9 protein-coding genes and 2 tRNA genes are annotated in these 12,512 nt (G+C 63.1%); 7 read left to right on the forward strand and 4 right to left on the reverse strand.

Annotation, left to right across the window (positions count from 1 at the left end; genetic code table 11):
* Positions 1–11: 11 nt before the first annotated feature.
* Both cydC and cydD read right to left on the reverse strand, forming a co-directional pair.
* On the reverse strand, positions 12–1,835 hold the full coding sequence (gene cydC, locus BOH68_RS02495) for a thiol reductant ABC exporter subunit CydC (protein ID WP_077379209.1): 1,824 nt from the start codon (positions 1,833–1,835) through the stop codon (positions 12–14).
* Complete coding sequence (gene cydD, locus BOH68_RS02500; RefSeq protein ID WP_077379211.1) at positions 1,832–3,643, reverse strand: thiol reductant ABC exporter subunit CydD; 1,812 nt, start codon at positions 3,641–3,643, stop codon at positions 1,832–1,834. Before cydD ends, cydC begins: the two co-directional genes overlap by 4 nt.
* A 301-nt stretch (positions 3,644–3,944) precedes the next feature.
* On the opposite strand from cydD, the gene gltX reads away from it, so the two are divergent.
* The 3 genes from gltX to BOH68_RS02515 all read left to right on the forward strand — a co-directional run bounded on the left by gltX (position 3,945) and on the right by BOH68_RS02515 (position 5,786).
* Complete coding sequence (gltX, locus tag BOH68_RS02505) at positions 3,945–5,420, forward strand: glutamate--tRNA ligase (protein WP_077379213.1); 1,476 nt, start codon at positions 3,945–3,947, stop codon at positions 5,418–5,420.
* 196 nt (positions 5,421–5,616) lie between these two features.
* Positions 5,617–5,692: transfer RNA gene (locus BOH68_RS02510), tRNA-Ala, on the forward strand.
* Between the two features lie 18 nt (positions 5,693–5,710).
* A tRNA-Glu gene (locus tag BOH68_RS02515) sits at positions 5,711–5,786 on the forward strand.
* Positions 5,787–6,361: 575 nt separating this feature from the next.
* Here the strand turns inward: BOH68_RS02515 and BOH68_RS02520 are convergent.
* Both BOH68_RS02520 and gltA read right to left on the reverse strand, forming a co-directional pair.
* A complete protein-coding gene (locus tag BOH68_RS02520) occupies positions 6,362–7,249 on the reverse strand; it encodes an NAD(P)-dependent oxidoreductase (RefSeq protein ID WP_077379215.1) in 888 nt (295 codons plus the stop codon).
* A 239-nt stretch (positions 7,250–7,488) separates the two neighbouring features.
* Complete coding sequence (gene gltA / locus BOH68_RS02525) at positions 7,489–8,775, reverse strand: citrate synthase (RefSeq protein ID WP_077379217.1); 1,287 nt, start codon at positions 8,773–8,775, stop codon at positions 7,489–7,491.
* A gap of 391 nt (positions 8,776–9,166) precedes the next feature.
* Between gltA and sdhC the strand changes: the two genes are divergently transcribed.
* From sdhC to BOH68_RS02545, 4 genes are all read left to right on the forward strand, one after another.
* Positions 9,167–9,544, forward strand: a complete 378-nt coding sequence (gene sdhC, locus BOH68_RS02530) for a succinate dehydrogenase, cytochrome b556 subunit (protein ID WP_043333108.1) — start codon at positions 9,167–9,169, stop codon at positions 9,542–9,544.
* Entirely contained in the window at positions 9,538–9,885 is a 348-nt protein-coding gene (gene sdhD / locus BOH68_RS02535; RefSeq protein ID WP_077379219.1) for a succinate dehydrogenase, hydrophobic membrane anchor protein, read from the forward strand. Before sdhC ends, sdhD begins: the two co-directional genes overlap by 7 nt.
* A 3-nt stretch (positions 9,886–9,888) precedes the next feature.
* Entirely contained in the window at positions 9,889–11,661 is a 1,773-nt protein-coding gene (gene sdhA / locus BOH68_RS02540) for a succinate dehydrogenase flavoprotein subunit (RefSeq protein ID WP_077379221.1), read from the forward strand.
* A 114-nt stretch (positions 11,662–11,775) separates the two neighbouring features.
* Positions 11,776–12,480 carry a succinate dehydrogenase iron-sulfur subunit gene (locus tag BOH68_RS02545; RefSeq protein ID WP_077379223.1) on the forward strand — a complete coding sequence of 235 codons (705 nt, stop codon included), beginning with the start codon at positions 11,776–11,778 and terminating at the stop codon, positions 12,478–12,480.
* Positions 12,481–12,512: the final 32 nt, after the last annotated feature.

The following is a 12,512-nucleotide window of genomic DNA, read 5'->3' on the forward strand; positions in this document are numbered from 1 at the left end:
TAGCGTTCAAGTCAGGCCTGATTCGTGGTGCGCGCCATCAGGCGTGCCAGCCGCGAGTCGGCCTGCAGTGTGGTCGGCGTGGCATCTTCCTTGAGTCTCCCTTCTTCCAGCAGTGCCAGACGCGCAAAGCGCTCAAGCCCCAGCGGCTGATGGGTGATCATGATCAGGCTGCGTCCCCGGCAGGCCGTGAGAATCGCGCTGATCACCCGCTCGGCACTCTCGCGATCCAGACCTTCACAGGGCTCGTCGAGCAGCACGATCGGGGCGGGCGAGAGCAGCGCCCGTGCCACGCCGAAGCGACGCAGCTGGCCTCCGGACAGCGAACGGCCCCCCTCATCCGGGAAACCGGCCAACCCCTGCGGCTGTCGGGCCAGCCACTCGCCAAGCCCCAGGCTTTCCAGCATGTGGATGAGTGTCTCATCACTGGCCTCAGGCGCGGCCAGGCGCAGATTGTCAGCGTAGCTTGCGCAGAACAGATGCGTGTCCTGCGGACAGACGGCGAAGCTTGCGCGCAGTGTGGCCTCGTCGAGCGACTCAAGCGCCACACCGCCCAGATGAATGCTGCCGGAATTCGGGGCATGGAAGCGGCTGAGCACTTCCAGCAGGGTGCTCTTGCCGCTGCCGGAGGGGCCAAGCAAGGCCAGATGCTCGCCCGCTGCCAGGCTCAGCGACAGCTGCTCAAGCACCTGAGTGTCGCCATGCGCGACATTCAGGTCATGGATCACCAGTTCATGCCCGACAGGCGTGGCGGCGGCGGAGTCCTCCGGAAACTGTGGCGCCGGGGTATCGGCCTGTACCTGGTTGAGGCGCGCGGCCGCCGACAGGCAGCGGCCCAGCCCCTGCCAGGCCAGCGGCAGGGGGGCGAGGGCTTCGAAGGCACCGAGGATCGCCAGCAGAAACAGCGCCAGCAGGCGGCCGTCGAGCAGCTCGCCGGCATGGGCGGTCACGTCACCGACAGCCGTCTGCGTCTGGGGCGCCATCTGCATGACGCCGAGTAGGGCGACCCCTGCCAGCGTCAGCCCCAGCAGGGTATGGCTCAGCCAGGTGGCCAGCGCCTGACGACGCGCCTGGGAGCGCTCGATGCGATCACGCTCGGCCTGTTGCTCCGCCAGGCTGGCAAGTTCTGCCTGCCAGCGTCCGTAGATGACCAGCTCGCCCAGGCCCTGCAGTCGCTCCAGCAGACGGGCACGCAGGTGACTGGCGGAGGCCTGATGGCGCATGGCATCGCGGCTGCCAAGATGCCAGGCCAGCCACGGCACCAGCCCCCCGGTCAGCGCCAGCCCCAGCACGGTGATCAGCGCCAATGTCGGCGCGAAGACACCGATCAGCGTACCGGCGGCGAGGATGGCACACACCGCCACCAGTGACGGAATCAGCACGCGCACATAGAGGCTGTCGAGGGCATCGACATCCGCGCCCAGACGCGTCATCAGCTCGCCCTGCCCGGCACGCTGCAGAGCGGCGGGGGAGAGGGGTTCGATGGCGTCGAACAGACGACGACGCAGGCTGGCCAGCAGGCGCAGCGTGCCTTCGTGGGTGGTGACGCGCTCGCCATAGCGTCCGGCGGTGCGCGCCAGTGCCAGTCCGCGCACGCCAGCTGCGGGAGTGAAGAAGTTGAAGGCCTGGGTCGCCGCGACGCTCACGCCGGCCACGGCAGTCGCGGAAAGAAACCATCCCGACAGCGCCAGCAGCCCGGTGGCTGCCAGCAGGGTGATCAGCGCCAGCAGGGCACCGACACCCAGCCAGCCCCGGTGCTCGCGCATCAACGCCAGATAGGGACTCAGTTCGCCAAGCGATGGTGGCCGGGCGGTCGGGGGGACGACAGGGGGTGTCATGCATCACCTCGCGGGCTGGAGGCCTGCAGGTGCCGATCTTCCACCAGGCGGCCGCCTTCGAGACGGATCAGCCGCTGGCAGAGTGGCAGCAGTTCGGGACGATGCGTGAGCAGCAGCAGGGTGCGGTCTTCGCCGAGGCGTTGCAGTGCCCGGATCACGCGTGCCTCGCTCTCGGCATCCAGACTGGCGGTGGGTTCGTCCAGCAGCACCAGCGGCGCATCATGCAGGAAGGCGCGCGCCAGCGACAGGCGGCGTGCCTGCCCACCGGACAGTGGCTGACCGCCCTCGCCAAGCGGTGTCGCGAGTCCGTGGGGCAGGCTGGCGTGCCATGTGGACAGGTCGGCCTTGGCCAGCGCGGCCTCGAGTTCGTCGTCGCTGGCCTGAGGCTTCGCCAGTCGCAGGTTGTCGGCCAGCGTGCCGGACAGGACCACCGTTTCCTGGCCCACCCAGGTGGCCGTGCCGGCCGGGAGGCCCTGGGTCAAGGGATGTCCATTCAGAGACAGCATGCCGTCGGCGACCTCGACGAAGCCCAGCAGCAGGTTGAGCAGTGTCGACTTGCCTGCCCCCGAAGAGCCGGTGATGGCGATTCGTTCACCGGCGGCGATCTGCAGTGACAGCGGGCCCAGCGCGGGGGGCGTGTCCGGGAGCTGGCCGGCATGGCGCACGCTCACGTCCTGCAATCTCAGGGCGCTGAAGGTGATGGGGCGGGTCGCGCTCCGGGGTGGCGCGGTGTTCACGTCGTCAGGCGTCTGCTGACGGGAGAAGGGGGTGGCACCGACGATCGGCACCAGGTCGAGCGCGGCCGCTTCGGCCTCGGCCTTGGCGTGATAGTGCACGCCCAGCTCGCGCAGCGGCTGATAGAACTCGGGCGCCAGCACCAGAATGAACAGGGCGGTCTGCAGCGTCAGCGGTGCCTCGTCCCAGGTGCCGAACTGCAGATGACCGAGGAAGTGAAAGCCGAGATAGACCGCCAGCAGCGCGATGGACACGGCGGTAAAGAATTCCAGCACCGTGGAGGACAGGAAGGCGAGGCGCAGCACGCGCATGGTGCGCTTGCGAAAGGCGTGGCTGACGGCCTCGACCTGGGCGCCGCGTCTGGCGCTGCCGAACAGCTTGAGCGTCTTCAGGCCGGTGAGCAGGTCCATGAAGTGGCGTCCCATGCGGTCCATCTCCTGGAATTGCTCGCGGGAGCGCTTGCGCGCCGCGATCCCGACCAGAATCATGAAGATGGGCACCAGCGGGGCGGTGATCGCCAGAATCAGGCCCGCCGCCCAGTTGAGCGGAAAGACGACCGCCAGCAGCAGCAACGGGATGAGCCCGGCCAGGCGAGTCTGGGGGCGAAAATCGGCGTAATAGCCATGCAGCGACTCGACCTGGTCCCAGACACGGTTGGCGAGGCTGGCGCGGTGCTGGCGATGCACCCACAGCGGGCCGAGTTCGGCGAAGCGCTGCAATAGACGCTCTCGCAGGCGGCGACGGATCTGCTGACTGGCACGGGTGCCAGCGTAGCTGCGCAGCCCGCCAAGCGCGCCTCGCAGCGAGAGGCTGGCGGCGAGTACCGCGATGGCCGGCCACAGTGTCATGAGCGACTCGCGCTCGATCGCCACGCCCTGGGCGAGGCGCGCGATGCTCCACGCCTGTGCCAGCAGCACCAGGGTCGAGAGCAGGGCGCAGCCGATGGCGATGTTCGGCCAGTGGCCGCCAGCTCGGGCCAGGGTCTCCAGCCAGCGGCGTGGCACGAACTCAGGCGACGAGGCGTCAGCGTCAAGGGGGGAGGCAACATCAGACGAGGCGGTGGTTCGGGACATGCTGGCTCCTGCCGGTGGTGGCAGAGGGGATGGTGAGAAGGCGCGGGCGCCAGGCGTCACGGCGGACGATCATCGGGCGTCAGCTTACCGCCGTGGAGGCGTTGGCACACGGTGACGCACTGTCGCACATCTTCACCTTGCGTATAATATGCCCCCAGTACAGGCTGCCGAATTGAAGCGTGTTGGCCGGGCACCACTTGCCAGGCTGGTTCGAGATCTTGTCGCGCCTCGCGCCCGGCCGTCATCTCGAGACGCTTTTCGACACCCTTCTTGACACTCCCCCTGAAATACTGGACTCCACATGACCGTTCGTACGCGTATCGCACCGTCGCCGACTGGTGATCCCCACGTCGGCACTGCCTATATCGCCCTGTTCAATCAGTGCTTCGCTCGTCAGCACGGTGGCGAGTTCATTCTGCGTATCGAGGATACCGATCAGACCCGCTCCACCGGTGAGTCCGAGCAGATGATTCTCGACTCGCTGCGCTGGCTGGGCATCGAATGGTCGGAAGGTCCGGATGTCGGCGGCCCCCATGGTCCGTATCGCCAGAGCGAGCGTGGCGACATCTATGCCGCGCATTGCCAGCAACTGATCGATGCCGGCCACGCCTTCAAGTGCTTCCGCACCAGCGAGGAGCTGGATGAGCTGCGTGACTCCCGCAAGGCCGAGGGTCTGCACATGGCGCTCAAGCCGTCCGATCTCGCCCTGCCGGCCGAGGAAGTGGCACGTCGTGAAGCGGCGGGTGCGCCCTTCGTCATCCGCATGAACGTACCGGAAAGCGGTACCTGTGTGGTCAAGGACATGCTGCGCGGCGAGATCGAGGTCGACTGGGCCCAGGTCGATGCGCAGATCCTGCTCAAGTCCGATGGCATGCCGACCTACCATCTGGCCAATGTGGTGGATGATCACCTGATGGAGATCACCCACGTGATGCGCGGTGAGGAGTGGATCAACTCGGCGCCCAAGCATCAGCTGCTGTATGAGTACTTCGGCTGGCAGATGCCGGAGCTTTGCCACATGCCGCTGCTGCGCAATCCGGACAAGACCAAGCTGTCCAAGCGCAAGAACCCGACGTCCATCCTGTATTACCGCCGCATGGGCTATCTGCCGGCAGCCGTGATCAACTATCTCGGGCGTCTCGGCTGGTCCATGCCGGACGAGCGCGAGAAGTTCACGTTGAGCGAGATGCAGGAGCACTTCGACATCCAGCGCGTCTCCCTTGGCGGCCCGGTGTTTGATGTCGAGAAGCTCAGCTGGCTGAACGGTCTCTACATCCGTGACCTGTCCGAGGACGAGCTGCTGAGCGAGCTGCGTCAATGGGCCTTCAACGAGTCCTACGTCAAGCAGATCCTGCCGGAAGTGAAGCCGCGCATCGAGACGCTGTCCGAGGCGATTCCGCTGGCGGGGCACTTCTTCTCCGGACTGCCGGCCATCACGCCGGACGACTTCGCCAAGGCCAAGCTTCAGGGCGAAGATCTGGTGCGTCAGATGCAGTTCCTGACCTGGAAGCTCGAGGCCGTGAGCACCTGGGACAAGGAGCACCTGCTGGCGGAAGTGAAGCTGCTGTCCGAGCACTTCGAACTCAAGATGAAGGACTTCCTGGCGCCGGTGTTCGTGGCAGTGACTGGCTCGGCGACCTCCACCTCGGTGATGGATGCGATGGTCATTCTCGGTTCCGACATGACTCGTGCACGTCTGCGTCATGCCGTGGCAGTGCTGGGCGGCGTCTCCAAGAAGGCTGCCAAGCGCTTCGAGAAGGAATATCGCGAGCTGTAAGGGTGTCAGTGATGCCTGAAGGGCCCCCATGGCGAACGTGTGTCATGGGGGCATGCGCTGCAGCAGGGCGCTGAGCCTTCTCAAGGCGCTGTCGGACTGCCCTGGTGGCCCTGATGAGGCGCGCGACGGAATTGTGTGAAAAAGAAGTTGACGACTACGAGGCGGGTCAGTAATATACGCCTCGTTCTTGAGAGACGGGGCCTTAGCTCAGCTGGGAGAGCGCAACACTGGCAGTGTTGAGGTCAGCGGTTCGATCCCGCTAGGCTCCACCAAGTTTCTCAAGCGACTGCGTCCCATTCGTCTAGTGGTCCAGGACACCGCCCTTTCACGGCGGTAACAGGGGTTCGAACCCCCTATGGGACGCCACTCTTCTGACATCTCGAGTCGCCTGTGATGGCCTCGGGAAGTCAACAAAAAGCACACCTTGCGGGGTGTGTTTTTTTTGTCTCTGATTTCGGCTTATGCACAGCCGGTGTGTCGCCCGAAACGCATGTTATCCCCAAGTCGCCCTTGACATCGCTGTTGTGTTGTCCACTGCGCGGCCAGGACGTGAACTTTCCTCATACTCCCCCTCGAAGTGCGGCCATCCGGTCTGCGCTTGCTCCTGCATGCCAAAATTTTCTTTTATATCAATGGCTTATAAGCTGGTTAAAAATTGTGCAATCTGTTGGTAAGCCCGCTGTCATGCAGGTTGGAAGCGCTTGTCTAAGGGTTATCAACGAGGTTATCCACAGATAGTGTGGAAAAAGGCAGCGCAGCGTGACGGTGACAGGGTTGTTGCAATGCGGCATCAAGAAAGCGCCGATTCCAACGTCTCGCTGACGCTGGAATCGGCGCTTTTCATCGGGCGGCTTGCACGGCTAGCAGGACGTCATTCGTTCAGTGCCTGATTCGCTGCGCGATGACGCGGGCGAGGCCGCTTCGAGAGGGGAGGGCTCGCCTCATCTGGCCAGGCGCTTGAGCAGCGAGGAGGTGTCCCAGCGGCCGCCCCCCATGCTCTGGACGTCGGCATAGAACTGATCGACCAGCGCCGTCACCGGCAGGCTTGCCTCGATGCGGCGTGCCTCCGCCAGACAGATGTCGAGGTCCTTGCGCATCCAGTCGACGGCGAAGCCGTGCTCGTACTCATCGCGGATCATGGTGGCGTGTCGGTTCTCCATCTGCCACGAGCCCGCTGCGCCCTTGGAGATCACCTCGATCACCGCCTCACGATCCAGTCCCGCCTGCTCGGCGAAGTGCAGTCCCTCGGAGAGCGCCTGAACCAGTCCGGCGATGCAGATCTGGTTGACCATCTTGGTGGTCTGGCCGGCGCCGGTCTCCCCGATACGCTTCACCATGCGCCCGTAATGCGCCAGTACCGGTGCTGCGCGCTCGTAATCTTGCGGGTCACCGCCGCACATGATGGTCAGCGCGCCATTGATGGCCCCCTGCTGGCCGCCAGACACGGGGGCGTCCACGAAGCCGACCGAATGCTCGCGCGCCGCCACGGACAGCTCTCGCGCCAGATCAGCGCTGGCCGTGGTGTGATCCACCAGCAGTCCTCCCTCCGACAGTCCGGCCAGTACGCCATCGGCGCCGTAGGTGACGCTGCGCACGTCATCATCATTGCCGACGCACATCAGCACGATCTCGGCGCCTTCCGCGGCTTCTCGCGGCGTGGCGTGATGGGTGCCGCCGTACTCCTCGCACCACTGTTCGGCGCGCGAGCGGGTCCGGTTGTAGACGCGCACTTCCCATCCTGCGCGTGTCAGGTGGCCGGCCATGGGGTGACCCATGACGCCGAGTCCGATGAAGGCGGCAATGCGTGGCGTTGCGTGTGTCTCTGACATACGAAGGGCTCCTGGCCATCTATCAGCGAAAGGCGGACTTGCTGGGCATGACGGCGGTGTCGGTACCGCGTGACATTACGCTAGCACGTCTGGCGTGGGGCGAGGGACTGTATATGACTGATGGCTTGTGCAGGAGGGGTGGCAGGGGCGTGAGGCAGGCGAGCAGGGTAGGGGCGTCAGCAACGAAAAAACCGCCTCCTGAGAGGCGGTTTCGGTCGGCTGCCGGGGTGCGACGTGGCTTACTTGGCCGGGTAGTCGCGCTGCGGGTGGCCGGTGTAGAGCTGGCGCGGGCGGCCGATACGATGGCCGCCAGCGATCATCTCGTTCCAGTGGGAGATCCAGCCGATGGTGCGTGACATGGCGAAGATGACCGTGAACATGTTGGTCGGGATGCCGATCGCCTTGAGGATGATGCCGGAGTAGAAGTCGACATTCGGGTACAGCTTGCGCTCGATGAAGTACTCGTCTTCCAGTGCGATCTGCTCCAGACGCTTGGCGATCTTGAGTTGCGGATCGTCGGCCATGCCCAGCTGCTCCAGCACCTCGTCACAGGTCTCCTTCATGACCTTGGCGCGCGGATCGAAGTTGCGATAGACGCGGTGACCGAAGCCCATCAGCTTGAACGGGTCATCCTTGTCCTTGGCCTTGTCGATGAAGCGCTGGATGTTCTCCTCGGAATCCTCACCGATCTCATCGAGCATGTTGAGCACGGCCTCGTTGGCGCCGCCGTGTGCCGGGCCCCAGAGTGCCGCGATGCCGGCGCTGATGCAGGCGAACGGATTGGCACCGGTGGAGCCTGCCAGACGCACGGTGGAGGTCGAGGCATTCTGCTCGTGGTCGGCGTGGAGCATGAAGATGGTGTCCATCGCCTTGGCGAACACCGGGTTGATCTTGTACTCCTCACACGGATTGCCGAACATCATGTACAGGAAGTTCTCGCCGTAGGAGAGGTCATTGCGCGGGTACATGAACGGCTGGCCAATGTTGTACTTGTGGCACATGGCCGCAAGGGTCGGCATCTTGGCGATCAGGCGCACCGCACTGACGTAGCGTTCCTTCTCGTTGTTGATGTTCAGATTGTCGTGATAGAAGGCGGCCAGGCCACCGACGACGCCACACAGGATCGCCATCGGGTGGGCATCACGACGGAAGCCCTTGAAGAAGTTGACGATCTGCTCGTGCACCATGGTGTGGTTGCCGATCAGTTGCGCGAACTTGTCGTACTCTTCCTTGTTCGGCAGCTCTCCGAACAGCAGCAGGTAGCACAGCTCTATATAGTTGGAGCTCTTGGCCAGCTGGTCGATGGGGTAGCCGCGATGCAGCAGGACGCCTTTCTGGCCATCGATGAAGGTGATGGAAGATTCGCAGGCGGCGGTGGAGACGAAGCCCGGGTCGTAGGTGAACATGCCTTCGGCGGTCAGGCCGCGGACATCGATGACGTCCTGGCCGAGCGTGCCGGAATAGACCGGAAATTCGATGGTCTTGTCGATACCGTCTACCGTCAGTGTCGCTTTCTTGTCAGTCATGCCGACCTCCTCATTATTCGCGTAACTCTTTGACTTGCTTGCCATGCCGGGCTTGCATCAATCCCGCCCACTATAGAAGCCCGCCAAAGATTGTCAATTCGCCACTCGGCGTAGAGACGTGCGATGCTGCGCTGTGCGTCAGTTTCCCGACGTTTGTCGTTCCATGCCCTTCAGGTTGCGTCCTGATCGCCGCATTTTGTGCAATTCGTGGTTGCGGCTATGCGACGTCGTGTCATTTGTCATGCCAATGGCCAACCCCTATAATCCTCCGTCGCGCGACTGGCGGGAAATTCGGCTCGGTACCGTGGATGGCCTGCGCCCGAGACCCTTCCTCAAACCACCGCCCCTGCGGGCTTGCGTCCGTGTTGGGCCAAGAGAGTGTGTAAGAGCCGTGAATAGCAAACGACCCGTAAATCTCGATCTGACGACGATCAAATTCCCTCTCCCTGCCCTTACTTCAATCACTCACCGTATTACCGGCGTGATTCTGTTCGTGGGCCTGGTGTTCGCGTTGTGGGCACTCGATGCCTCGCTGTCCTCCCCGGAAGGGTTCGAGGCAGTGCGTGACACCCTGGCAACCAATTTCCTTGCCAAGATCGTGGCCTGGGGCCTGCTGTCTGCCCTCGGTTTCCATTTCGTGGCAGGTATCAAACACCTGCTGATGGACATGGATATTGGTGTCGAACTTGAAAGTGCGAATCGCAAGGCGCAGGTCACTGTCGTGATCAGTGCCGTTCTCGTGGTCCTGGCGGGAGTCTGGGTATGGTAAACAACATCACCAATTTCAGTCGCAGTGGTCTGTCTGACTGGGTACTGCAGCGTGTGTCTGCCGTGGTTCTGGCAGCCTATTCCGTGTTCATGGTCGGCTATCTCCTGCTGCACCCGAACCTCGATTACGCCACCTGGAGTGGTCTGTTCGAGAACACGGCAATGCGCATCTTCTCTCTGATGGCATTCATCGCGATTGCCGCACACGCCTGGATCGGTCTGTGGACCGTGGCGACCGATTACATGAAGCCGACCGCGCTGCGCTTCGGTTTCCAGGTCTTCGTCATCCTTGCGTTGTTCATCTTCTTGGTCTGGGGCGTTCAAGTCCTGTGGGGAGCCTGATACATGTCCACCATGCGTAGCCTGACATTCGACGCGATCATCATCGGCGGCGGCGGCGCTGGCCTGCGTGCCGGTCTCGAACTGTCCCAGTCCGGCAAGAAGACTGCCGTGCTGTCCAAGGTCTTCCCGACCCGCTCGCACACTGTCTCTGCCCAGGGCGGTATCACCTGTGCCATCGCCTCTGCTGATCCGAACGACGATTGGCGCTGGCACATGTATGACACCGTCAAGGGCGGCGATTACATCGCTGACCAGGACGCGGCTGAATACATGTGTACCGAAGGCCCGAAGGCGGTCTTCGAGCTGGAGCACATGGGTCTGCCGTTCTCTCGCTTCGACAATGGCCGCATCTATCAGCGTCCGTTCGGTGGCCAGTCCAAGGACTTCGGCAAGGGTGGCCAGGCAGCACGTACGTGCGCCGCGGCTGACCGTACCGGCCACGCGCTGCTGCACACGCTGTATCAGGCCAACCTGAAAAACGGCACCGTCTTCCTCGACGAGTGGTACGCCATCGATCTGGTCAAGAATGCCAACGGCGACATCGTCGGCGTGATTGCCCTGTGCATCGAGACTGGCGAGACCGTCGTCGTCAAGTCCAAGGCCACCGTTCTGGCCACCGGTGGTGCGGGCCGTATCTACGCCTCCACCACCAATGCCCTGATCAACACCGGTGACGGTATCGGCATGGCACTGCGTGCCGGCCTGCCGGTCCAGGACATGGAAATGTGGCAGTTCCACCCGACCGGTATCCACGGTGCGGGCGTGCTGGTCACGGAAGGCTGCCGTGGTGAAGGTGGCTACCTGGTCAACAAGGACGGCGAGCGCTTCATGGAGCGTTACGCGCCGAATGCCAAGGACCTCGCGGGTCGTGACGTCGTCGCGCGCTCCATGGTCATGGAGATCCTCGAAGGTCGTGGTTGTGGCGAGAATGGCGATCACGTCTTCCTGAAGCTGGATCACCTCGGTGAGGAAGTGCTCAACAAGCGCCTGCCGGGTATCTCCGAGCTGTCCAAGACCTTCGCGCACGTCGATCCGACCAACGCGCCGATCCCGGTCGTGCCGACCTGTCACTACATGATGGGCGGTATCGCCACCAACGTGCACGGTCAGGCCATCGCGCAGAACGAAGACGGCACCGACCGCATCGTCAACGGCCTCTATGCCGTGGGTGAAGTGGCCTGCGTCTCCGTTCACGGTGCCAACCGTCTGGGCGGCAACTCGCTGCTGGATCTGGTTGTCTTCGGCCGCGCGGCAGGCAAGTACATCGAGAGCGCGCTCAACGAAGGCATCGAGTACCTCGAGCCGACCCAGAGCGACATCGATTCTGCCCTGGTGCGTCTGAATCGCTGGAACGAGTCCGAAAGCGGCGAGTCCGTGCCGGAACTCAAGCGCGAACTGCAGCAGATCATGCAGAACTCCTTCGGCGTCTTCCGTCAGGAAGACAAGATGGAAGAAGGCGTCAAGCAGCTGTCCGAGCTGCGTGAGCGTATCGCCAAGGCGGGTCTGGCTGACAAGTCCCAGGTCTTCAATACCGCGCGTATCGAAGCCCTTGAGCTGGACAACCTGATGGAAGTGGCGGAAGCCACCGCCATTGCGGCCCTGACCCGCAAGGAAAGCCGTGGTGCCCACTCCCGTTACGACTTCCCGGATCGTGATGACGAGAACTGGCTCAAGCACTCTCTGTTCTTCCCGAACGAGAAGCGTGTCGGCAAGCGTGACGTGAACTTCGCGCCGAAGACCGTCGAGCGTTTCGAGCCGAAGATTCGTACCTACTGAGTCTGACAAGCACCAGTTCGCACTCGCTCGAGTTCACGCTCGCTTGAGTTCGCCGTGATCCAGGTGCGTGCAGGGCATCGCACGCACCTGACCCGTTTGCCCGGAGGGGAAACCATGCTTCAGGTATCCATATACCGCTACAACCCTGAAACCGATACTGCGCCGTACATGCAGGAGTTTCAGGTCGACACCCAGGGCCGTGACCTGATGGTGTTGAACGTGATGGAAATGCTCAAGGAACAGGACAGCTCGCTGGCCTATCGTCGCAGCTGCCGCGAAGGTGTCTGTGGTTCCGACGGCATGAACATGAACGGCAAGAACGGCCTGACCTGTGTCACCGCGCTGTCCGAAGTCGTCAAGGACAACAAGCTGGTGCTGCGTCCGTTGCCGGGCCTGCCGGTCGTGCGTGACCTGGTCGTCGACATGAGCCTGTTCTACAAGCAGTACGAGCGCATCCAGCCGTACCTGCTCAACGACACGCCGGCCCCGGCCATCGAGCGTCTGCAGTCGCCGGAAGACCGCGACAAGCTCGACGGTCTCTATGAATGCATCCTGTGTGCCTGCTGCTCGACGGCCTGCCCGTCCTTCTGGTGGAACCCGGACAAGTTCGTCGGTCCGAGTGGTCTGCTGCAGGCCTATCGCTTCCTGGCCGACTCGCGTGACACGGCCACCAAGGAGCGTCTGAGCGAACTGGACGACCCGTTCTCCGTATTCCGCTGTCGCGGAATCATGAATTGTGTCGCGGTTTGCCCGAAAGGTCTGAACCCGACACGTGCCATCGGCAAGATTCGTGAGCTTTTGCTGGCAAACGCCACTTAAAAGCCGAGCGCTAGCTTGTTATGATTGCACGT

Source organism: Cobetia sp. MM1IDA2H-1 (assembly GCF_002916775.2).
In the GTDB taxonomy this organism is placed as follows: domain Bacteria; phylum Pseudomonadota; class Gammaproteobacteria; order Pseudomonadales; family Halomonadaceae; genus Cobetia; species Cobetia marina.

Bases quoted from the DNA above. Each gene is read 5' to 3' on its own strand.
- cydC (WP_077379209.1), bottom strand. From the start codon at position 1,835: ATGACACCCCCTGTCGTCCCCCCGACCGCCCGGCCACCATCGCTTGGC.
- cydD (WP_077379211.1), bottom strand. From the start codon at position 3,643: ATGTCCCGAACCACCGCCTCGTCTGATGTTGCCTCCCCCCTTGACGCT.
- gltX (WP_077379213.1), top strand. From the start codon at position 3,945: ATGACCGTTCGTACGCGTATCGCACCGTCGCCGACTGGTGATCCCCAC.
- BOH68_RS02520 (WP_077379215.1), bottom strand. From the start codon at position 7,249: ATGTCAGAGACACACGCAACGCCACGCATTGCCGCCTTCATCGGACTC.
- gltA (WP_077379217.1), bottom strand. From the start codon at position 8,775: ATGACTGACAAGAAAGCGACACTGACGGTAGACGGTATCGACAAGACC.
- sdhD (WP_077379219.1), top strand. From the start codon at position 9,538: ATGGTAAACAACATCACCAATTTCAGTCGCAGTGGTCTGTCTGACTGG.
- sdhA (WP_077379221.1), top strand. From the start codon at position 9,889: ATGTCCACCATGCGTAGCCTGACATTCGACGCGATCATCATCGGCGGC.
- BOH68_RS02545 (WP_077379223.1), top strand. From the start codon at position 11,776: ATGCTTCAGGTATCCATATACCGCTACAACCCTGAAACCGATACTGCG.